Annotated in this window: 21 protein-coding genes; 19 read left to right on the top strand and 2 right to left on the bottom strand. The window is 59.6% G+C overall.

Annotation, left to right across the window (positions count from 1 at the left end; genetic code table 11):
• The first annotated feature begins 48 nt into the window (after positions 1-48).
• Together QP978_RS07125 and QP978_RS07120 are read left to right on the top strand one after the other, a co-directional pair.
• Positions 49-1,356, top strand: coding sequence for a sensor histidine kinase (locus QP978_RS07125; RefSeq protein WP_038627531.1), 1,308 nt, complete (start codon positions 49-51; stop codon positions 1,354-1,356).
• 3 nt (positions 1,357-1,359) lie between these two features.
• The gene (locus QP978_RS07120) at positions 1,360-2,055 is read left to right on the top strand and encodes a response regulator transcription factor (protein WP_284857009.1); all 696 of its coding nucleotides are present in this window, start codon (positions 1,360-1,362) and stop codon (positions 2,053-2,055) included.
• 53 nt (positions 2,056-2,108) lie between these two features.
• Here the strand turns inward: QP978_RS07120 and QP978_RS07115 are convergent, their stop codons facing one another.
• Complete coding sequence (locus QP978_RS07115) at positions 2,109-3,041, bottom strand: DUF3109 family protein (RefSeq protein WP_016421980.1); 933 nt, start codon at positions 3,039-3,041, stop codon at positions 2,109-2,111.
• A 34-nt stretch (positions 3,042-3,075) separates the two neighbouring features.
• Here QP978_RS07115 and QP978_RS07110 point away from each other — a divergent pair, with 34 nt between their 5' ends.
• The 5 genes from QP978_RS07110 to QP978_RS07090 all read left to right on the top strand — a co-directional run bounded on the left by QP978_RS07110 (position 3,076) and on the right by QP978_RS07090 (position 7,145).
• A complete protein-coding gene (locus QP978_RS07110) occupies positions 3,076-4,014 on the top strand; it encodes a Ppx/GppA family phosphatase (protein ID WP_161798518.1) in 939 nt (312 codons plus the stop codon).
• 1 nt (position 4,015) lies between these two features.
• The gene (locus tag QP978_RS07105; protein ID WP_284857008.1) at positions 4,016-5,434 is read left to right on the top strand and encodes an Rv0497 family membrane protein; all 1,419 of its coding nucleotides are present in this window, start codon (positions 4,016-4,018) and stop codon (positions 5,432-5,434) included.
• A gap of 102 nt (positions 5,435-5,536) precedes the next feature.
• Entirely contained in the window at positions 5,537-6,346 is an 810-nt protein-coding gene (proC, locus tag QP978_RS07100; protein ID WP_016421983.1) for a pyrroline-5-carboxylate reductase, read from the top strand.
• A 263-nt stretch (positions 6,347-6,609) separates the two neighbouring features.
• Positions 6,610-6,801, top strand: coding sequence for a helix-turn-helix domain-containing protein (locus QP978_RS07095; RefSeq protein WP_005509751.1), 192 nt, complete (start codon positions 6,610-6,612; stop codon positions 6,799-6,801).
• A gap of 242 nt (positions 6,802-7,043) precedes the next feature.
• Positions 7,044-7,145 (top strand): 30S ribosomal protein bS22, encoded by a 102-nt coding sequence (locus QP978_RS07090; protein ID WP_003855542.1) that lies wholly within the window; start codon positions 7,044-7,046, stop codon positions 7,143-7,145.
• 238 nt (positions 7,146-7,383) lie between these two features.
• On the opposite strand, the gene QP978_RS07085 is transcribed toward QP978_RS07090, so the two are convergent.
• On the bottom strand, positions 7,384-8,508 hold the full coding sequence (locus QP978_RS07085) for an HAD family hydrolase (RefSeq protein WP_088611899.1): 1,125 nt from the start codon (positions 8,506-8,508) through the stop codon (positions 7,384-7,386).
• Between the two features lie 164 nt (positions 8,509-8,672).
• Between QP978_RS07085 and QP978_RS07080 the strand changes: the two genes are divergently transcribed.
• From QP978_RS07080 to QP978_RS07025, 12 genes are all read left to right on the top strand, one after another.
• Positions 8,673-8,915, top strand: a complete 243-nt coding sequence (locus QP978_RS07080) for a glutaredoxin family protein (protein WP_070560756.1) — start codon at positions 8,673-8,675, stop codon at positions 8,913-8,915.
• A 213-nt stretch (positions 8,916-9,128) separates the two neighbouring features.
• Entirely contained in the window at positions 9,129-10,571 is a 1,443-nt protein-coding gene (locus QP978_RS07075; protein ID WP_042388369.1) for a glutamyl-tRNA reductase, read from the top strand.
• A gap of 15 nt (positions 10,572-10,586) precedes the next feature.
• A complete protein-coding gene (gene hemC / locus QP978_RS07070; protein ID WP_049190547.1) occupies positions 10,587-11,519 on the top strand; it encodes a hydroxymethylbilane synthase in 933 nt (310 codons plus the stop codon).
• A 204-nt stretch (positions 11,520-11,723) separates the two neighbouring features.
• Positions 11,724-13,391, top strand: a complete 1,668-nt coding sequence (locus tag QP978_RS07065; protein ID WP_070603565.1) for a bifunctional uroporphyrinogen-III C-methyltransferase/uroporphyrinogen-III synthase — start codon at positions 11,724-11,726, stop codon at positions 13,389-13,391.
• 47 nt (positions 13,392-13,438) lie between these two features.
• The gene (gene hemB, locus QP978_RS07060) at positions 13,439-14,497 is read left to right on the top strand and encodes a porphobilinogen synthase (RefSeq protein ID WP_070438168.1); all 1,059 of its coding nucleotides are present in this window, start codon (positions 13,439-13,441) and stop codon (positions 14,495-14,497) included.
• 45 nt (positions 14,498-14,542) lie between these two features.
• The gene (locus QP978_RS07055) at positions 14,543-15,187 is read left to right on the top strand and encodes a hypothetical protein (RefSeq protein ID WP_016421990.1); all 645 of its coding nucleotides are present in this window, start codon (positions 14,543-14,545) and stop codon (positions 15,185-15,187) included.
• Positions 15,184-15,564, top strand: a complete 381-nt coding sequence (locus QP978_RS07050) for a hypothetical protein (protein WP_016421991.1) — start codon at positions 15,184-15,186, stop codon at positions 15,562-15,564. Before QP978_RS07055 ends, QP978_RS07050 begins: the two co-directional genes overlap by 4 nt.
• Positions 15,565-15,583: 19 nt before the next feature.
• A complete protein-coding gene (locus tag QP978_RS07045) occupies positions 15,584-18,175 on the top strand; it encodes a heavy metal translocating P-type ATPase (RefSeq protein WP_016421992.1) in 2,592 nt (863 codons plus the stop codon).
• Between the two features lie 35 nt (positions 18,176-18,210).
• Positions 18,211-19,557 carry a glutamate-1-semialdehyde 2,1-aminomutase gene (gene hemL / locus QP978_RS07040; RefSeq protein ID WP_049190552.1) on the top strand — a complete coding sequence of 449 codons (1,347 nt, stop codon included), beginning with the start codon at positions 18,211-18,213 and terminating at the stop codon, positions 19,555-19,557.
• Positions 19,558-19,564: 7 nt separating this feature from the next.
• Positions 19,565-20,263, top strand: a complete 699-nt coding sequence (locus tag QP978_RS07035) for a histidine phosphatase family protein (RefSeq protein ID WP_076772585.1) — start codon at positions 19,565-19,567, stop codon at positions 20,261-20,263.
• A gap of 55 nt (positions 20,264-20,318) precedes the next feature.
• Positions 20,319-20,933, top strand: a complete 615-nt coding sequence (locus QP978_RS07030) for a TlpA disulfide reductase family protein (protein ID WP_016421995.1) — start codon at positions 20,319-20,321, stop codon at positions 20,931-20,933.
• Positions 20,934-20,956: 23 nt separating this feature from the next.
• Positions 20,957-21,817: a cytochrome c biogenesis CcdA family protein gene (locus QP978_RS07025; protein WP_070862499.1), complete on the top strand. Its 861-nt coding sequence runs from the start codon at positions 20,957-20,959 to the stop codon at positions 21,815-21,817.
• The last annotated feature ends 11 nt before the right edge of the window (positions 21,818-21,828 follow it).

The following is a 21,828-nucleotide window of genomic DNA, read 5'->3' as shown; positions in this document are numbered from 1 at the left end:
TAGTTTTTCAGCGCGCGCGGATTGTGAAAAGAGCTTAGGGTAAGACCCGTGTCAAAAATCATTATCGCTGCTCTACTAGGTGCTGCGGTTATGGCAGCTGTGCTGATTCTTGGTGGAGTTGTCTCAGGTGCCTATAACGCCGCTCGGCGCCAGAGGAGCGACGAGGAAAGTACAATAACCACCATGGCGCAGGTCATGCACCTGGCCATTCAGAAGTCTCCGACGGGGGTGGTGGTCGTTGACATCTCCCGTGATTTGATTTTGTCCAACTCCATGGCGCACAAGTTGGGGCTGGTTTATGAGCGCCGCCTGAATGATGTGGGCTGGGAAGCTGCAGAAAAGGTTTTTGACTCGCAGGAGGACCAGGAGCTGACACTGGTGTTGCCGTCGCGCCGGGCAGGGGCGCCGGACACGATCGTCCGTTGCCAGCTGACTCCGCTGTCACTGGTGGATGACCGTTTTGTGGTGATTTACGCGGCGGATGTCTCCGAACAGGCTCGCATGGAAGCCGCACGACGTGACTTTGTGGCCAACGTTTCCCATGAGCTTAAGACTCCCGTGGGGGCTATCAGTCTGTTGGTTGAGGCGTTGAATGAAGCTACCGACGACCCGGTGGCAGTGCGTCACTTTAGTGAGAGTCTGACGCAGGAGTCCAAGCGGATGTCGACGATGATTACGGAGCTCATCTCGCTGTCGAAGCTGCAGGGGGCGGAGCCGCTGCCGGACATGTCGCCCGTGAAGGTTGAAGAGATCGTCCAGGCAGCGGTGCGTCGTAACCAGATGCTCGCGGAGCAAGCGGGTATTGAAATCACCGTTGACTGTGAGCCGGAGTTGGTCGTTGAAGGTGATCGCAGCCTGCTGATCACTGCGGTGTCCAACCTGATTTCAAACGCCATCAACTACTCGCCAGAGGCCACGCCTGTGTCCGTGACTGCAGTCACGGAGGATAACGACACCGTCGCTATCCGTGTAACTGACCGCGGTATTGGCATTTCTCAGGCGAACCAGAAGCGCATCTTCGAGCGCTTCTTCCGTGCGGATAAGGCACGCTCGCGGGCGACAGGTGGTACAGGTCTGGGCTTGGCAATTGTTAAGCACGTCGCAGCGAACCACAAGGGAACCGTCAAGCTGTGGAGTCGACTGGGCACTGGATCGACCTTCACCATTGAGCTACCGCTGATGGACAAGACCGGTTCCGCGTCGAATGACGGCGATGTATCTGCACGTTTGCCAATCGGGCACACTCCGCCTGCGGGTAAACTTGTGGCTAAGAAAAGCGCGCAGCGTGGTACGGGCAAAACCCGCGGCAAGGATAAGGATTCCCAGAACAAGGATTCCAAGGAAGGAATGAAGTAATCCGTGACTGAGGTACTTATTGTCGAAGACGAGACGGCTTTGGCGGAGCCGCTAGCGTTTCTGCTGCAGCGCGAGGGATTCGAGGTGCGGATGGCCGCTGACGGCCAGGAAGCACTTGCAGGATTTTCCAAAGCAGAACCGGACATTGTGCTGTTGGATCTCATGCTGCCAGGTATGAGTGGCACCGAGGTCTGCAAAAACATCCGCTTAAAGTCCTCTGTCCCAGTGATTATGGTCACCGCCCGTGACACTGAGATTGACAAGGTCGTCGGCCTCGAAATTGGTGCGGATGACTATGTGACCAAGCCTTATTCCTCTCGGGAGCTTATTGCCCGTATCCGGGCTGTGCTGCGACGCGGTCGTCACGACGACTCCGACGATGTCGAGGAGATCTACGAGGAGGTCTTGCGCGGCGGCCCGGTCGTGCTGGATGTCGAGCGCCACGTTGTCACCGTTGACGGCGATGATGTCGCAATGCCGCTCAAGGAGTTCGACCTGCTGGAGTACTTGCTGCGCAACCGTGGTCGTGTGCTGACCCGCGGCCAGCTCATCGATCGCGTCTGGGGCTCCGACTACGTCGGCGACACCAAGACGCTGGACGTACACATCAAGCGCCTGCGCTCCAAGATTGAGCGCAATCCTTCCTCGCCTGAGTTCCTGGTCACCGTTCGCGGCTTGGGTTACAAGTTCGAGGACTAACGCAGCTAACTGCTGCCGATGCTCTCCGCCGGCGATCTGATGAATCCTCGACGTTAAACCTCGTCCGGTGCCAGCCCCTCGGCCGCTGCGCGTGTGGCCGGGTGAATCGCCAGCAGTGGGTAGCCACTCGGCCCGAAAGCCTTGGCCGCGCCCGCTATTTCTCGGGCACGGCAGTGCTCCGCCAGAATTTCGTAGCACTCTTCGCCGATGAGCTCTATTAGCTCGGACTTGTGCGTGCGCCACACCGGCTCGCCACCGGTATGTGTGGCCGGCGCGCCCGTGCAGAACCATTCAAAGTCCTCGCCGCCATCGCCCCAGGCACGACGATCGTATTCGGTAATGGTCGTGCGCAGAATCTCCTGGCCGTCCGGGCGTTCCTCCCAGTCCTCCAGTCGGCGCAGCGGCACCTGCCAACACACATCCGGCTTGACCTTTACGGGGTCAATGTCGTTGGCCATCGCCCATTGGTGGATGGCACAGCCCGCACCATTGCGCCATCCGTCACGGTTGGCAAAAATGCAGGCATTCTTCACGACCTTCGTTTTCAGAGCAGGCTCAGGCTCTCCGTTTTCGTCGTCAAGCTCGTCCCATACTAACCACGGTTCCAACGGTTCGGAGGGGTCGGTTTCGTAGGTTTCAAGCCACTTCAGAGTTTGTTCGGGGCGGTTCTGCCACCACTGGGGCTCTGCGGAGTCGCCTTCCATTCGCTTTACGACGTCAATAACCCTCTCGCGGTCTTCTTCGTCGGTGATAAAGGCGCCATGGCCGCAGCATCCGACATCCGCGTTCGCGGAGTCGATGCCCTGGCAAGCGGAGGTGCCGAAAGCGCATTGATAGGAGCTCATCAACCAGGTTAGGTCGCAGGTGATGATGTGTTCTGGGTCCTCCGGGTGGGCGAACTCGAACCACTCGCGGGGAAAGTCATAGGCGACTTCAGCGGGAGACGGTTGCGGTCCGCGACCGGGGCGGGGGTGGGGTTGATTCACACCAATACACCGTAGACCGTCTAACCTACTAAGAGTGAGATTAGGTGTATTAGATGTAGGTAGTAATACCGTCCACTTGGTGATGGTGGACGCCCGCCGGGGCGGACATCCGACTCCGATGAGCGATTCCAAGTCGACGATGAAGCTGGTCGAGTACCTGGATAAGGACAACAACCTGTCCAAGAAGGGCATTGACAAGCTGACGGGCTACGTCGCTGAATCCAAGGAATTGGTTGAGCAGATGAAGTGCGAAGAGATGATTAGCTTCGCCACTTCAGCTGTTCGCGATGCCACGAATGCGGACGAGGTTCTCGCCCACGTTGAGAAAGAAACTGGCATTAAGCTGCAGATTCTCTCCGGTGAGGATGAGGCTCGTCTGACCTTTTTGGCAGTACGGCGCTGGTACGGCTGGTCTGCTGGTCGTCTAATCAACCTGGATATCGGTGGCGGTTCTCTTGAGCTGACGTCGGGTACTGATGAAGATCCGGAGGCGGCGTACTCGCTGCTGCTCGGTGCGGGGCGTTTGACCCACGAGTGGTTCGAGACCGATCCGCCGGAGCGCAAGAAGATTGACCTGCTGCGCGATTACATTGATGCTGAGCTCGCTGAGCCAGCGCGTCATCTGCGTACGCTTGGTGAGCCGGACTTGGCTGTCGCCACCTCGAAGACTTTCCGCACTCTCGCCCGCCTGACCGGTGCGGCGCCTTCCGCCGCTGGTCCCAGGGTTAAGCGCACTCTGACTGCCGCTGGTTTGCGCCAGTTGATTGCGTTTATTTCCCGCATGACGGCGGCTGACCGTGCTGAACTTGAGGGTGTTAGTGCGAATCGTTCTCACCAAATTGTCGCAGGTGCTCTCGTTGCAGAGGCTAGTATGCGAGCATTGGGATTAGAGAAGGTCGAGATTTGTCCTTGGGCGCTGCGCGAGGGCATCATCTTCCGACGACTGGACAGTGACCTATACGGAAAGGGTTGAGATGAGCGAGGAAAAGCTCACCGTTGCCGAACTGCTGGCGCGGCGGCAGAAGGAGGGAGCCCCCTCTGAACCACCGCGGCGCCGCCGTCGACGCAGCCTTGAAGAAGGCGGTGTGTCCGTTCAGGAACTCACCGGCTCAATCCCTCGTGTAAAGGCCGACGAACCGCGACGTGGTGCTCACGCTCTTTCCAACGCAGACGACGACCAGACGACTACGAGCGATCTGCTTGCCGAAGAAGCTGCGGCCAACGCCGCCGAAGAAGCGCAGGCAGCCGAACCGGAGGTAGAAGCTCCGGAGCACTCGGAGGCTGTCGCTGATTCAGTGGTAGTTGCTGAAGGGGCGGATTCTTCGGAGCATGAGGTTCAAGCTGAGGCCGAGGCTGAAGCTGCTGCTCAGGAAGAAGAGGAGTCGGAAGTAGCTGAGGCTGATGCCGAGGTCGCTGAGGCCGAGGTCGCGGAGGCCGAGGTCGCGGAGGCCGAAGCTGACGAAGTTACCGAAGTTGCTGAAGAACCGGCTGCTCCGGTAGCACCGGCAGCTTCGCAGCAGGAGCAAGCCGCGCAGAGCACACCAACTGCGCAGCCAGCAGCCCCGGCGGTGCCATTGGCAATTCCGATGGAACCCCGTCCGGTCATGGTCAACTCCGAGCGTTCGGAGATTACCTACACCTTCACCGAACTGCGTGACATGGCAGACGAGTCGCAGCAGATTGGGGAGCCGGGGCCAGTCGCTCGTGCAGTACTCACCGGTTCCAACGCTTACGACGACCGTCCGACCGCCTCCATTCCGGTTGTCCAGGACAATGTCAACGAAGAGTCCGAGGTATCCGCTGAATCGGATGACGTCGACGGTGAACAGCTTGCTGAGGCTGAAGCCGCTCAGGAAACCGCTAGCTTCGAGGCTGCCGACGCTGACGCCGATACCGGTGCCGCTTCCAAGGCGGCAGTGGCAGCCGCTGTTGCTCCTGAAGTTGCACAGGCGGAAGACGCACAGGCCGATATTGAGCAGGCCGAGGACGCCCCCGCTGAGGCTGCACAGGTCGAGACCACACCGACCCAGGCCGCAGCTGACGAGAAGCAGGCGGAGCCCCGGGACGTCGTTAAGCGTGAAGAATCCAAGAGCTCCAAGGGCAAGGCCGTCGCGCGCGATGGCTACGCTGAGGACAATTCCCTCTCGGTGCCGTTGCTGCTAATCCAGGTTTTCGTGGGTCTGATTGCTGGTGCATTGGTGTTCCTGGGCTTCACCATGGCCTGGTCGTCGCTGCCAAAGATCGTGGTTGTCATCATGGCTCTCGTGGTCGCTGGTGGCTTCGCGGGAATGGCGAACTACCTGCGCCGTGAGAAGGACAAACTGACACCGATTCTCGCGGGACTTGTCGGTTTGGCGCTGACATTTGGCCCCTGGATTCTCTTCCAGTTGTAGTGGGGTCAACAGAATAATCATCACCTGATGCAGGGGTCGGAAGCGTAGTTTTCCGGTCCCTGCATTCGCATGTGTGGGCCAGTTTTGGCACACTTAGCGTCCATGACAAGAATTGCTGTAATTGGTGGCGGAAAGATTGGTAGCGCACTCGTCGGTGGTCTCATCGACGGTGGTGTCTCGCCTTCCTCGATTTATGTGGTGGGGCGCACCAAGGAGAGCCTGGCCGGTCTGAAGGAGACCTACGGCATTGTCGATGCCGACGACCCAGTAGGGGCCGTCGACGGTGCCGACGTGGTGTTCTTGTGCGTAAAACCGTACTTGATTATCGACATGCTCGAGCAGATTGCCGACGTGCTCGATGACTCTGAGGTCGACACCATTGTGGTGTCGATGGCGGCTGGCATCACGCTGGACAAGATGGAAAGCGTCTGTGCTGTCGGTACTCCGGTGATCCGCGTCATGCCGAATACCCCGATGCTGGTGGGCAAGGGGGTCTGTGCAGTCGCGCCGGGCCGCTTTGTCACGGAGAGCCAGACCGACGAGGTTGTCGAACTGTTGAAGAAGGTCGGCAGCGTTGAGGTTGTCGATGAGTCGCTGATGTCTGCAGTCACTGCAGTCTCGGGCTCCGGTCCGGCTTACTTCTTCCAGTTCGTCGAGGCGATGACCGACGCGGGTGTGAACCTGGGGCTCAAGCGTGATCAGGCTAAGCGTCTGGCGTCGGCTACGGCTGCTGGTGCGGCTGAGATGATGATGCAGGAAGGTGCGGACCCGACTGCGCTGCGTGCCGATGTCACTTCGCCGGGCGGTACAACAGCTGCGGCCACCCGAGTTTTCGAGGAAGAGGGCATTCGTCGCGCGGTGCATCGTGCGCTGCAGGCTTGCTATGACAAGGCCAACGAGATGGGTAAATAAGCATTTCGCCGAGTAGAGGCGGGTGTACAAGTAACCCCAATATTTGGGGCATTGGAAATGGTCAGGGGCAGTAGCTAATCCGATACGCAGGGACGATGGGTTAGTCACAACTGTCACACCATTCGCCAATGCCCCTATTTTTTATCAAAAATCGCACCGGCACCTTGCCTACCGGTAGGATATGAAAAGCACGTGCGTGTCACGATTTTCTGCAGGAGGGGAAGCCTGCAGCGCGTCGCGTGCGCTGAAGGGAATATTTACTAATGCAGAATGCAGATAAAGGCACCTTTCTGACCGTTGCAGAAGTTGCTGACATCATGCGCGTATCCAAGATGACCGTCTACCGCCTGGTTCACGCTGGCGAGCTGCCGGCAGTGCGCGTTGGCCGTTCTTTCCGCGTCCATGAGTCCGCAGTCAAGGAATACCTGGACTCCTCCTTCTACAACGCGGGTTAATTTTTTCTGCCTTTAAGCGGGGCTGTTTGACCTGAACGCATATGTCCCCGCTATGATTAATCCGATTAGTACATGGTGCTGTGCTGCGCCCCTGTTTCCTATCGTCTTCAAGTCATGAAGTATCTAGCTGTGAAGGCGGAAGGAAAAAGGGCGTGACATCTCGGCGGTTGTAAGGCCGCATTGAGTACGCCGCCATTGTGCAAGAAAAGAAATTTCCGTCAACGAATAGCGAGGTCGAGCCGATGGGTTCCGTCATTAAGAAGCGTCGCAAGCGCATGTCGAAGAAGAAGCACCGCAAGATGCTTCGCCGTACCCGCGTGCAGCGTCGTAAGCTCGGCAAGTAAGCCAGCATTCCTGCCGTTATCGCAGGAGCGCGCGTGCTGCGTCGCGTACACGTTTTAAAAGCAGAACCCGCCCGGTCTCGTTGAGATAGGGCGGGTTTTGTCGTTGGGGGCTAATCACGGGCTGCCGATTACGGGCTGCAAATGTGAAACTGTAGGAGTTTATGACACTTTCATGCCATTTTTCGAGCCATTTTTGTCATAAACGCAGTCACTAACTCTCGAGTGCGCCTAGCAGCGTTTAACTTTCCTTGTTCGCGTCCCACAGTCGCTTGCCGACGAGTCCCGCGCCCCCGACAGCTCCTGCCAGCAGTGCTCCGATCGAGAGCCACCGCATCGTGGCGAAGGTTGCGGAGCGGAAGTGACGGTAGTCGTAGACAGTCCACCCCATCTTTTGGGCGTAATTCCGCAATTTGCGGTCCGGGTTGATGGCCACGGCGGTGCCTACCATGGACAGCATGGGAATGTCGTTGGCGGAATCTGAGTATGCCGTGCAGCGAGACATGTCCAACCCGGAGGAGGCCGCCAGAGCTGCCACCGCGTGCTTCTTGCCCGGGCCGTGGAGAATATCGCCTACCAGGCGGCCAGTGAACTTGCCATCTTTGACCTCGGCGACCGTGCCAAGGGCGCCGGTCAGTCCGATGTGCTTAGCGATAACCTGGGCCAGCTGCACCGGGGTGGCGGTGACCAGCCAGACCTCTTGGCCAGCCTGGATATGTAGTTCCGCAAGATCGCGGGTGCCCTGGTAAACGCGGTCGCTGATCTTTTCTTCAAAGATTTCTTCGCCGAGTTTGACCATTTCATTCACATCGTGGCCGGCGAAAAACTCCAATGCCTGTTCACGGGCCTTAGCTACGTCGGCGGCGTTTTCCGCGCCTGAGATTCGGAATTTCAGCTGCTTCCAAATCATGCCGGCCAAATCGCGCTTCTTGATGAAGCCGCGCTCGACCAAACCCATGGCAAAGAGGAAGATTGATGCGCCCTGGACAAGCGTGTTGTCCACATCGAAGAAAGCGGCTGCGCCCTGATCGCGTTCGACACCTGGAATGGGCTGCGAGAGCACACGTGCACCGCCAGCGGCATCTTCGGCACCCGCTACACTGCGAAATCCCGTAGCCAGTTCTTCGCCGCCGACGTCGTAGACCTCGCCGAGAGCTTCCAGTGCATTGGCAGCCGCTGCAGCACCAGCTTCCTCCTGTGCTTCATCATTGAGCGGAGCGAGAACTACCTGCTCGAGGAAGTTGCGGACGTTACCCTGCGAGGACGCAAGGTCACCCAGCATGTCGATGGGGAAGGGGGAGCGGTTGTCGGCACTGAACTCACTCACGGCACGAAAATCTCTTTCCACGGTGTATGCAACCGACATCCGTTATCGGAAGCTCTTGTTGAATAGTATCCGCTCTTTAGGCAAAGCTGCGCGCTGAGATTCAAGGAGCGGATGGGGCAAGGATAAGAAGAGTCACTTTTGCAGGGGAAGTGTGGGGAGGGGGACGTCGTAAAGCGAAACAGTCGACCTTTAGACTGGCCGTTATGGTGACTGTGACGGTGATGAGTAGGAAGACGTGCGGTTCGTGCGCCCGAGTGATTGCGCAGATTGAGCCGCTAGTTCGGGGCCAAAATGCGCAGTTCCAGGTGGAAGACGTCGATACCGATCCGAACTTGGCCATGGAATTTGGCGATCGCGTGCCGGTGATTTTGGTCAATGATGAGGAAATCGCTTGCTGGGAAATCGATGATGATGAACTCCTGGAAGCGATAGCGGAGGCCGAATAAGTTCGGGAGACAACTCTGCCGAACTGCTAGGAGCTGCGGAGACATGGCAGAATGTGGAGTAGTGGCAAAGAAGCAGGGGAGTGCTGCGAACATAGAGGTAGAGGCTAAGTAAAGTATGCCTTTGTTGTGACGAGATGGCAGAGTTGTCTAGCGTTAACAGTCATAGCTGTGTGAAAAAGCCCGTAGCGGGGCCTGTGAAGGAGCAATAGAGCGGTGAGTGTGCTTCTCGTCGGAATGTCGTACCGGTCTGCACCGGTGACCCTTCTTGAAAAGGTCTCCGTCGGTGAAACTGAGCGAGAGGCCATTTTGGCTCGGCTGGTCGCGGATGAAGCGATCAGCGAAGCGATGCTGTTGTCGACCTGTAACCGCGTTGAGTACTACGTGGTGGCCAACGGCTTCCACTCTGGGCTATCGGCCGTGGTCCGTGAAATTGTCGGTCGTACTGGGCTCGAACTCGATGAACTGACACCGCACCTCTATGTGCGGTACGCACAGGCCGCAGCGGAGCATGCCTTCTCGGTGTGTGCTGGTCTTGACTCGATGGTGCTGGGGGAACAGCAGATTATCGGTCAGCTTCGCAATGCTTACCAGGAAGCGGACGAAGCCGGCACCGTCGGTCGCATGCTGCATGACTTGGCGCAGAAGGCGCTGCACACAGGCAAGCGAGTCCACAGCGAAACACTGATCGATAATGCGGGCGCATCGATGGTCTCCGTGGCCATCGACGAGGCGATTGCTGCGCTGCATCCTGGGTTCAACTCTGGTGTTGACGTCGCTGAGGGTACCGATATTCTGGCCGGACGTTCGGCCCTTATCCTCGGCGCCGGTGCGATGAGTTCGCTGGCCGCCAGTTACCTGGGGCGCTGCGGCATTGATCGTCTGATTATTGCCAACCGCACCGTTGACCGGGCGCAGAACCTGGCTAACCACTCGATCGAAGCGGGCATCCCCGCTACTGCTATTGCGTTGCATGATTTCGCTGATGTCCTCGATGATGTGGACATTCTCGTCAGTGCCACCGGAGCCATGACGCCAGTGGTCTCAGCTGCAGATGTTGTCGACCACGGCCCGCTCGCCATCGTCGATTTGTCTATGCCTCGCGACGTCGCGGAGGATGTCTCCGGGCTTGAGGGGATCGCACTCTTCAACATCGAATTGCTGCAGATGACTCGCACGGAGGTTCCGGGTCGTGATGATGAGGCTGCAGCGCGCGACATTGTGGCCGAAGAGTTGGAGTCCTACCTCACGGCGCAGCGCGCAAGCGAGGTAGCACCGACTGTTCGTGCTCTGCGTGAGCGTGCGGCAGATGTGGCGGCGGCTGAGCTCGCTCGCTTGGAGGCGAAGACACCGGGTCTTACTCAAAAGGAACGTCGCGAGGTCGAATCCACGGTTCGCCGCGTCGTCGATAAGCTCTTGCACGCGCCAACGGTGCAGGTCAAGAAGCTTTCTAGCCAGCAGGGTGGTGGCAACTACGCGCTTGCCCTGCAGAAGCTCTTCGACCTGCCCCTATCCACCCCCTCTGGCCTGTATGCTGACACCGATATCCCCGCAGATCTCATGGTAGAGGGCCGAATTGGGCGGATGCAGGGATTTGAGCAGTATGGTCTTGACAGTAGTGCCATCATTGAAGGCGTTGCTGAAACCACCAAAAATTAACACCCGGAGGGAAACATGCCTGACCCAGCGACTATTCGTATCGGTACCAGGGGCTCGGAACTGGCCACGACACAGGCCGGTCACGTCCGTGATGCACTGATTGAGCTGGGACAGCCTGCAGAGCTGGTGATTGTAAAGACCGCCGGTGACCATAACCGCCACGACCCGGTGGAAAAGATTGGCATCGGTGTCTTCACCCAGGCGCTGCGTCATGCACTCCGCGAGGGGGTGTGCGACATTATCGTGCACTCGTTTAAGGACCTGCCGACCCTGCCGGAAGACGACATGATGGTCGCAGCCGTGCCGGAGCGCGTCGATCCGCGAGAAGCGCTGATTTCCCGCGATGCCACGCCGCTGATGGACCTGCCTGAGGGGGCTCGTGTGGGTACCTCCGCGCCGCGTCGTGTCTCTCAGTTGCGTGCGCTGCGCTCCGACCTGGAACTTGTACCACTGCGTGGAAACATCGAAACCCGCATGGGGCGCGTCTCTGAGGACTTGGACGCTGTCATTCTGGCTCGCGCCGGACTGGAGCGCACGGGTCGCCTCGGAGAGATTGCGGAATCCCTGGACGTGGACGTCCTCATGCCGGCCCCGGCTCAGGGCGCCCTGGCGCTGGAGTGCCGCACTGCTGACCGCGAAATTGTGGATATTCTGCGCAAGATTGACCACCCGGTGTCCCATGCCCGCGCTGTCGCTGAGCGCGCGGTACTCAATGAGCTGGAAGCGGGCTGCACCGCTCCGGTCGCGGCCTACTCAACCGTGAGCGACAGTGGTGAACTCACCCTGCAGGCGGGGGTGTTCGCACTCGACGGTTCGCGTCAGTTGCTCGAGACCGCTACCGCAAACGTGGATAAGGCCGATGAGCTTGGCCGGAAGGTTGCGGCGGCCCTGCTCGAACGGGGTGCTCATGAGGTAATGGGCGATACCCTGCGGGAATCTCAAAAGTAGCCGGTTAGTTAATTTGGCTCAAACCCTTTATGCTAATAGGCCTGTATGCATGCCGTTGGGATAAGGGTTTCCTTCGTGTGCTCGCATGTGAGATTCAGGTGTCCACCTGCCACTCACATGCGTTGGCGCATGTCCGCTTTCTTCCTTCAAGACTCATCGGCACGAAAAGTGAACAACCAATAGAAAAGAAATCACTCCGCAACGATGAACACCTCCCTCCCCTCAGCAACGGGACGCATCCTGTTCGTCGGCGCTGGTCCTGGAAATCCCGACCTGCTGACGCTTCGCGCCCGTGAGATTCTCGCAGACACCGCTATCGCCTACGTCGACGCCGATGTCATGCCGGGGGTTCGAGAGCTCGTCGCAACCGATGTGCCTGTTCCTCCCGAGCTGCTGAAGGAAGCCGAGGAAGAGTACGAGCGCATGTGCGCCGCAGCCAAGGCCAAGGGATCTCGTCGTAAGCCGCCGCGTCCGGCACCACCGACCGCCGCAGATCTGCGCACGCCTATCGACGATCCCAAGAAGATGGCCAACCTGCTGGTCGAAGAAGCCGCTAAAGGCAATGACGTGGTGCGTTTGGTGGCAGGCAATCCGCTGACCAACGATTCGCTGCTGGCCGAAATCAACGAGGTCTCGCACGCCGATGTTGAGTTCCAGATTGTCCCTGGCATGTCCGTGCCCTCCACCGTCCCGGCATTTGCCGGTATCGCGTTGGGCTCGACGTACACGGAGACCGATCTCGGTCGCGCCGATGTGGACTGGGACGAGCTGGCCCAGGCACCACAGCCGCTGGTACTGCAGGCCGTGCAGGACGACCTGTCCGCCATTGCAACTGAGCTCGGCGAACGCGGCCTGCCGTCGTCGTTGCCGGTGTCGGTGACTGTCAACGGTACGACTCGTCTGCAGCGCACCTACGACGTCACGCTGGGCACCTTGGCGCAGCTCTCGGGTGACCTGGCCGGTCCGCTGGTGGTCACGCTTGGCAAGGGTGTGGACAATCGTTCGAAGTACTCATGGTGGGAAAACCGCGCTCTCTACGGATGGAAGGTGCTGGTCCCACGTGCCAAGGCGCAGGCAGGGCCGATGAGTGCCCGTCTCGTTGCGCACGGCGCCATCCCGATTGAGGTCCCGACCATCTCAATCGAGCCACCGCGCAGCCCGGCGCAGATGGAACGCGCCATCAAGGGGCTTGTCGACGGCCGTTACCAGTGGGTTGTCTTCACTTCCGTCAACGCCGTCACCGCAGTGTGGGAGAAGTTCCAGGAATTCGGTTTGGACGCGCGCTCCTTCGCCGGGGTCCGCATCGCAGCAGTCGGCCATCGCACCGCCGCTGCCATCCGCGATCTCGGCATCACTCCGGAGCTGCTTCCGGATGACACTCGTCAAAATGCCGCGGGCATTGTCGACGTGTTCCCGGAGTACATCGAGGATCTCGATCCGGTCAACCGCGTGCTGCTGCCGCGCGCCGATATCGGCACTGACGTGCTTGTCGACGGTCTGATTGATCTGGGCTGGGAAGTTGATGATGTGGTCGCTTACCGTACCGTGCGGGCAGCGCCACCGAGTGCGGATATCCGCGACATGATTAAGTCCGGTGGCTTCGACGCAGTGTGCTTTACCTCGGGGTCGACGGTGAAGAACCTGGTCGGCATCGCGGGTAAGCCGCATGCTCGCACCATCATTGCCTGCATCGGGCCGATGGCCGCAGCCACGGCTCGCGAGTACGGCCTGCGGGTAGATGTCGTGCCGGAGCGCGCAAGCATCCCGGAGCTGGTGGATGCGCTGGCAGAGCATGTTGCGCAACTGCGGGCGGCAGGGCAGCTGCCACCACCGCGCAAGAAGCGTCGTCGTTCGCGTAAAACCAAGGACTGAGCAGGGGCGTACCGGAGCGAGTTCGCGTTTTGATTAAGGTTGTCTTTATGACTACATCTGGAGCTTCTGAATCATCCCGCGAAATCGATCTCGAACAGTTTGGATTTCCTCTCCCGATTCGTCGCCCACGCAGGCTGCGCACCAACCCGGTGATGCGTGCGATGACGGCGGAGACGACACTGACTCCGAAGAATCTCATCCTGCCCATGTTTGTTGCAGATGGGATTGATGAGCCGAAGCCAATCAGCTCCCTGCCCGGGGTAGTGCAGCATACCGAGGACTCCCTGGTAGAAGCTGTGCGCGAGGCTGTTGAGGCAGGTATCTCGGCAGTTGACCTCTTCGGTGTCCCGCTGGATGCGGACAAGGACGGCGAGGGCTCTGAGTCCTGGAATCCGGAGGGCGTTCTCAACCGCGCTCTGCGTCGTCTCCGCGACGAGTTCGGGAATGACATTTTGATCATGGCCGACACTTGCCTGGATGAGTTCACTGACCACGGCCACTGTGGCGTGCTGGGCACGGATCGCTTCGGCAACACGGTCGTTGAGAATGACCGCACGCTGATTAACTACGTCAAGATGGCCGTTGCGCAGGCCGACGCCGGTGCACATATCGTGTCCCCTTCGGGCATGATGGACGGCCAGATTGCCGCCATTCGCGAGGGCTTGGATGCCGCTGGCCATGAGGATGTCTCCATCATGGCGTACTCGGCAAAGTACGCCTCCGCCTTCTACGGTCCATTCCGTGAAGCTGTGGGCAGCTCGCTGCAGGGTGATCGCCGTACCTACCAGCAGGATCCTGCAAACCGTCGTGAGTCCCTGCTTGAAGTGCAGCTCGATGTTGACGAAGGTGCGGACATGGTGATGGTCAAGCCGGCCATGAGCTACCTGGACATTCTGCGCGAGGTCGCGGATATGTCGCCGGTGCCGGTTGCCGCTTACCAGGTCTCTGGTGAGTACGCGATGATTCACGCCGCTGCCGCCAACGGGTGGATTGACCTGGATGCTGCGATGATGGAGGCAGTTCTGAGCATTCGCCGTGCCGGTGCGGAGCAGATTTTGACCTACGCAGCGGTGGACTTGGCGAAGAAGCTGCGCGCCCAGTTCTAATTCGCTCGGGTGAACGTGCAGTAGTAAATATCGAGAAGTGGACGGATGACTAAAGAAGAGAAGAAGCCCGCAATTCCCGAGCAGGTCGAGGGAGCTAGGCAGGCGTGGCGGGTTACGGCCGTGTTGCAGCTGCTCGTCGCTGCGGTAGCTACGGTGACCTACTGGCTGCATCCGGAAATGCTGATGAGCCCCTCAACCGCTAAGGAGAATTTCCCGGGTTTCAGCGAGGGCCAGATTGATGCTGCCATGAAGGCGACTATCGTTATCGCGTTCTTTTTCGCAGTGGGGCTTTGCATCGCGTTCTTCGCCATTATCGAGCGAATGCGCAAGGGGAGCGAAGGTGCTCGCACCGTGCTGGTTATCGGCTCGCTTTACCTGGCACTGTCGGCGCTGATGTCCTTCTTCTCTTCTACGGCTTCAGAATCGGGAGTGCCGGCATCCCTCGTTCTTATCAGCGGAATTGTGCGAATCGCCTCGGCCACTGCCGCGGTAGCGGGTCTAGTGCTCGCCGCTTCGAAGGAATCCAAGGACTACTTCGATCATCAGCGCCCGTCGAAACCGTGGACCCCGTCCGCTCCGGAATCGCATCTGCCGAGAGCGTCGAAGCATGGCGCTGATCCAAAGCGGCAACAGCAGCTGGGCCAGTCACAGCCCAAGCAATCCAAGCAGCCTGAGGAGTCCAAGCGATGATGTCCCTGCCGAGTCGGCCCTGGCAGTGGGTGCTCTTCGTCGCGCTCATCGCCCAGATTGTCCTGAGCTTGATACTGGTCACCGGCGACTATTCGCAGGCTCCCGCCGCCGTTGGCCGCGATATCTACATCGTCGCCGGTGTGACGCTGGTCTGCTCGCTTATTGGTAGCGGCTGCTTGCCGACGGCCACTGAGTTCAAACTCTCCCGGAACTGCCTGCTCATCATGGTGATTATCACGGCTCTCGCCATGTTCTTTGCCATTATGGCTGGAGCGCTGACTGTATGGGTTATCGCGCCCAGCCTGGCGATGGCGTGTGGACTACTGTTGCTCTATCGTGAATTAGCGCTCACGCGCGCCAACCAGCCACAGGATTAGACGGAAAGTTTCAAAGGCCATGAGTGACACCGGTGAGTTTGATTTCTCTCTGGACAATCGCGTTGAACAAGCGATTGTGGATGCCAAGGTCGCTGCTCGTAAGGCATTGCCACGAAGCCGTCAGGACATCGACGAAGAAAGTGCCCATCAGCGGCTTGCACACCGCAGAGGCCAGTCCAACACAGCTTTCGCACTCATCCTGGAAAACTTGGAAAACGCCGAGAGCGCTGAGCGTGCTGAGCATGTTTTGGAATCCTTTCCAGATGTGACCGCCTCTGTGGTCTACAAGCCCGGACGCGCGTGGATTACCGCGCCCGATACCATCGATCCGAATCAGTTCATCGAAGCTCTCCGCGAAATTGGGGTCGAGTCGTACCTCACGCGCAGCACGCTTCGGCGTCGTGCAACTCGGCTGGATGTGTCACAACATCGCCGTCCCGCTGTTCCGGCTGCCGCTCAACAGAATGAGGAGGAGCGCATTCGCCGTCGTGAAGCGGCCTTGCGCCGAAGCGGCGGTGGCGCGGAAGTACTGTTCACGGCGCGTGAACTGGTGACCAAGCAACGCTTTTGGGGAAGCCTGTTCCTATCGATTCCGGTGCTGGTGACGTCGTTGAACGTCAACTGGCAGTTCCCGGGTTGGCAGTGGATGTGTCTTGTGCTGACCACGATTGTGGTGTGGTGGGGTGGTTGGCCGTTCCACCGGGCAATGGCGGCGTCCCTGCGTCGGCGGATGTCGGCGCTGGATGGGGCGAGCTCCATTGCCATCCTGCTGGCGTGGCTGTGGTCGCTAGCGCAGCTTATCTTTGGTCCCGCGGGACAGATTGGATATACCACTGCGCCCACTTGGTTTGCTTTCAACTACCGGGAAAGCGCCTCGGCAGAGGTGTTTTTCGACGTTGCGTGCGGCCTGACTGTGCTGTTGCTAACAGGTCGCATGTTTACGCGCTACAACAAGGTGCGTACTGGACAAATCTTGCGCAACCTGCGCATTCCAGCTGAGCGAAACGTGACAGTCGTGCGCAAGAGCGCTAAATCCGCGGAGCCGAAACGGGTGGAGGTGACGGTCGCGGAGCTCAATATCGGTGATGACATCGTGGTTCCACCGCACTCGGTGATTCCGGTTGATGGCTCAGTCATCGGTGGTGCGTCCACGATGGATGCGCAGCTACTCGGTATCGGCGTTGAACCGCAGAAGGTCAAGGTCAATTCCAAGGTTTGGGCCGGTGCAATCAACCTGGATTCGGAGCTCAAGGTGCGCGTGGAACGCACCGGTTTCAAGACCCGGGCGTCATCGATAGCGCGCTGGCTTCGTCAAGCGGTTCGAGAAGAAACGGTGATGCACCAGACCGCAGTGCACTCGGCATCAGAGCTGGTGCCATGGACGCTGTCGTTGGCGGGCGTGGCTTTTTGCGGCTGGTGGCTGGCGACTGGCACGATGAGCGGTGCCCTCGCGGTGGCGCTGGCTATGCTCTCGGGCATCGCGCCGGTGGCATTGGCAATGTCTACGTCGACCGTGCAGCGCATCGGGATTCTGGCCGGTGCTAGTAACGGAATCTTGATTCGTGGCAATGAGACTTTCCGAAAGCTGGCCGCTGCCGATGTGGTGATTTTTAACCGAGTTGGAACGCTGACCGAGGGTGACACCCACGTGCTCGGTGTCGCCGCTGAGCGCAATGAAAATCCGGATCTGGTTCTGCGTGTGGCGGGCGCTCTCATGATGGAGAGCAACCACCCGGCATCAGCGGCAATCGTGCGCGCGTGCCGTGTATCCCGCGACGCCGGTTCCGGCGGTGGCGAGGTGCCGCACTGGATTGAGACTGTACACGTCGCAATTGCGGAAGACGGTGCGTTCGTTGGCCAGGTAGAGATCCCGGTGAAGGACTCGGACGACAAGTTGGAGATGCGCTTTGTTGAGGGGCGCGTTTGGCGTCCGCGTGATCTCACTGCACTCAGCGAGAAAATGGCCGTGGCTGCGCTCAGTGGCGGTACTCCGATGGTGGTGTCGTGGCGTGGCAAGGTCCGTGGTGTCATCACCATTGGTGAGGACATTAAGCCCGATGCGGTCGAGAGCATTGACCAGCTTGAGGATATGGGCGTGGACACCATGATGATCACGCGAGATCCGTATCCAGTAGCCCGTCGTTTTGCTGACCGGCTGAATATCTCACGAGTATTCGCGGGCATCATTGCCTCCCGCAAGGCCATTGCGGTGCGTTCGGTCCACAGTGACGGCGAGACTGTCGTGATGGTTGGCGACAAGGACATCCGGGACTCTCTGCGTGCCGCTGACGTGGGTGTTTTGATGGACAACACCGAAGGCAATCAGAATCTTGATGTTGATTACGCCGATGTCGTGGCACTGCGTAACAACGTGTTGTCGATTCCGGAGGCCATTGAAATCGCACGTGCTGTGGTGCGGATGATGGACTCCAACATCTACTTTGCGTGGTTCTACAACGTTGCGGTCATCCTGCTGGGTATGACCGGTATGATTCACCCGCTGCTGGCATCGCTTTTGATGATTTTCTCCAGCTTGTGGATCGACTGGCGATCCCGTCGAGTGTCCTCTCGCCGCAAGCATCTATTCAGGGTGAAGCTGGGACGTTGGTAGGGCAGGGTAGCCCTTCATCCGAGTGGCCGTCTACGATGGTCACCGTGACTCAAGACATTAATGCTCCTCATGTCCCAGAAAACGTTGAGCTCACCGATCGTTCGGCAGAGTTCTTTACGCAGGCTCAGGCAGTGACGCCGGGTGGCGTGAACTCGCCGGTCCGCGCCTTCGGTTCCGTCGGTGGCACCCCACGTTTCATTGACCACGCCGCGGGCTCTCGTCTCGTGGATGTTGATGGTAACGAATATGTGGACTTGGTCTGCTCGTGGGGTCCAATGATTCTGGGCCACGCGCACCCGGCAGTGGTGGAGGCCGTTCAGAGCGCCGCCACTCGCGGTTTGTCTTTCGGCGCTCCGACGACGGCTGAGACCGACCTGGCTCGTCACATCGTTGAGCGCACGTCGGTAGATGAGGTGCGTCTGGTCAACTCCGGCACTGAGGCCACTATGTCCGCAGTACGCCTGGCTCGCGGTTTCACTGGCCGTTCCAAGATCATCAAGTTCGCCGGCTGCTACCACGGTCACGTGGACGCGCTGCTGGCATCGGCCGGTTCCGGTGTCGCTACTTTTGGTCTGCCGGATTCGCCGGGTGTCACCGGTGCATCGGCTGCCGACACCATTGTTGTTCCTTATAACGACATTGAGGCCGTCAAGGCCGCATTCGCTGAGAACCCGGGCGAGATTGCCTGTGTCATCACTGAGGCGGCAGCGGGCAACATGGGTACCGTCGCACCGCAGGACAACTTCAACGCGAAGTTGAAGGAAGTCTGCCACGCAGACGGCGCACTGCTGATTCTCGATGAGGTCATGACTGGCTTCCGCGCTTCCTACAACGGCTGGTACGGCATTGATGGTGTGGCCGGTGACCTGACCACCTTCGGCAAGGTCGTCTCCGGTGGTCTGCCGGCAGCTGCCTTCGGTGGTCGCCGCGACGTCATGGAGTACTTGGCTCCGAACGGTCCGGTGTACCAGGCAGGCACACTCTCCGGTAACCCGGTCGCTATGGCAGCTGGCCTGGCCAACCTGGAGAATGCCACGAAGGATGTCTATGACACCGTCGCAGCCAATGCAGATCGCCTGGCCACGATTCTGTCCGACGCCCTGACCAAGCAGGGCGTGGCCCACCACATTCAGCGTGCGGGCACGATGCTCTCGCCACGCTTCGCCGAGGGCGAGGGCCATAACTTTGAGCAGATGCAGGCAGCGGATACTTTCCGCTACCCGGCTTTCTTCCACGCCCTACTGGCCAATGGTGTCTACCCGCCGGCTTCTTGCTACGAGACCTGGTTCGTCTCCGCTGCGCTGACCGACGCCGACTTCGAGATTATCGAGCGTGCAGCAGCCCGCGCGGCCGAGGCGGCGGCAACCGCCAAGCCGGAGTAGGTGACACGTGCCGAACAAGACCAATTCGCAGGCAGCACAGCAGGAATCGCAGCCGACACAGCCGGAAAACCAGGCGTCTAAGCGTGCAACAAAGCACGCCAAGACCACGGTCGTACATCTCGTCCGCCACGGCGAGGTTTATAACCCGGATAAGATTCTCTACGGTCGCCTGCCCGGCTGGCACTTGTCTGAGCGCGGTCAGCGTCAGGCAGCGGCCACGGCCTCGTCCTTCGAAGGCCACGACATCCGCTACTTCGCCTGTTCCCCGCTACAGCGCACGCAGGAAACCTCACGGCCCTTCACCGAGATAATCGGCATGAAGCCGACCCTGGATGAAGATTTGCTGGAGGCTGGCAACTCCTTTGAGGGTTTACACATCAAGGGCATTGACTCCGCACTGTGGAATCCGAAGTACTGGCCACGGCTGCGTCGTCCGAGCGTGCCCAGTTGGGGCGAGCCCTACGAGGAGATCGCGGACCGTATGTTCCACGCCATCGAGCGAGCCCGCGAGGCCGCCGAAGGAGCGGAAGCGGTGCTGGTGACGCACCAGCTGTGCATCATTGCAGCTCAGCGTCGTGCGCGGTACTTGAAGCTCGCCCACAACCCGGCAACTAGGCAGTGCGATCTGGCCAGCGTGACCTCCTTGGTCTTCGTCGGCGACACCATTGTCGACGTGCGCTACAGTGAACCGGCCGGTCACCTGTAAGGTGAATAAATAGTTTTGTTGAAGTTTCACTGACCCCCGGAAGGTGGCACCCCAAGTGGCCAAGGTCTCATCGTCCCGAATTGCAGCAACGCTAGCGGCAGCAACTCTGTCTCTGTCGCTCGCAGCATGTAACCCCGGAGATTCAGTGGGACACGATGCCGTTGCCGTCGGCGGTCAGTTCGAGTTTGTTTCTCCAGGGGGTCAGCAGATCATTGACTACGCACCCGAGGAGCGCAAACCGGTCGGCAAGGTGTTCGGTCCTTCTCTAGAGGACGACGACAAGAAAATCTCCCTCGATGACTTCAAGGACCAGATTGTGGTCCTAAACGCCTGGGGGCAGTGGTGCGCACCGTGCCGATCCGAATCGGATGACCTGCAGTATGTCCAGGAACAGATGGAAGAGCAAGGTATCGGCACCGTTCTCGGCATCAACGTCCGCGACAATGTCCGCCAGGCTCCCATCGACTTTGTGAAGGACAACGGCATCACCTACCCGTCCATCTATGACCCGGCCTTCGTCAACGCCAGCGCACTCGGCGGCATCCCGGCTTCGGTGATTCCGACAACCATCATTCTGGACAAGCAGCACCGCCCGGCCAAGGTCTTCCTCCGCGAGGTCGACCACACCATGCTGATGAAGGCTGTTAATGAAGTGAAGGCGGAGGGCTAGGCCCCGGCATGTCAACTCTTGCCATGGACACGATCTTTTCTGCCGATGGCATCGGCCAACAGTTCGCCGACGCCGCCACCGGCGGTCCCATCCTATTAGGCCTGCTCGCTGCTGCGCTGGCTGGTCTCGTCTCGTTTGCCAGCCCGTGCGTCATTCCGCTCGTGCCCGGTTACGTCTCGTATCTCACCGGTATTTCCGGAGCATCGGGGGCGCAGGGCCAGGGCTTGACGACGGGCACTGCGGACGCAACCTCCGTCGATAAGCATGACGGCGATGGAGGGCGTGGCAAGCGTTCCGCAACTGCCCGCGTCGGCCTGGCTGCGTTGCTGTTCGTGCTGGGCTTCACTGTCATTTTCGTGCTGGGGTCGGCCTCAATTTTCGGGCTCGTGTCCACGCTGCGTCTGCAGGCGCGCACGCTGACGATTGTCGGTGGCGTGGTGACCATCGTGATGGGACTCGCCTTCATGGGCATGGTGCCGGCGCTGCAGAAGGACACCCGCATGGCGCCGAAGCGCTGGACCACGTGGCTGGGAGCGCCACTGCTTGGCGCGGTGTTCGCGCTGGGGTGGACGCCGTGTCTGGGCCCGACGCTGACTGCAATTATTTCGGTGTCCGCGGGCACGCAGGGTATGACCGCGGCCAGGGGAGTGGCGCTGATTATCGCTTACTGCCTGGGGCTGGGGCTGCCGTTCATTTTGGTGGCGCTGGGGTCGGCACGCGCGATGCGTGGAGTGGACTTCCTGCGTAAGCACTCGCGAACTATTCAGCTCATCGGTGGTGTGGCGCTGGTGCTGGTCGGAATTGCCCTGGTCACGGGACTGTGGGATGTTTTTGTTGCCTGGGTTCAGGCCGCTTTTATTACTGATACGGTAACGCCAATTTAGTGAAAGATTTT

This window comes from Corynebacterium sp. MSK035 (assembly GCF_030232615.1).
GTDB lineage: Bacteria > Actinomycetota > Actinomycetes > Mycobacteriales > Mycobacteriaceae > Corynebacterium > Corynebacterium jeikeium_D.
This window is presented reverse-complemented; position numbering and strand designations above follow the sequence as displayed.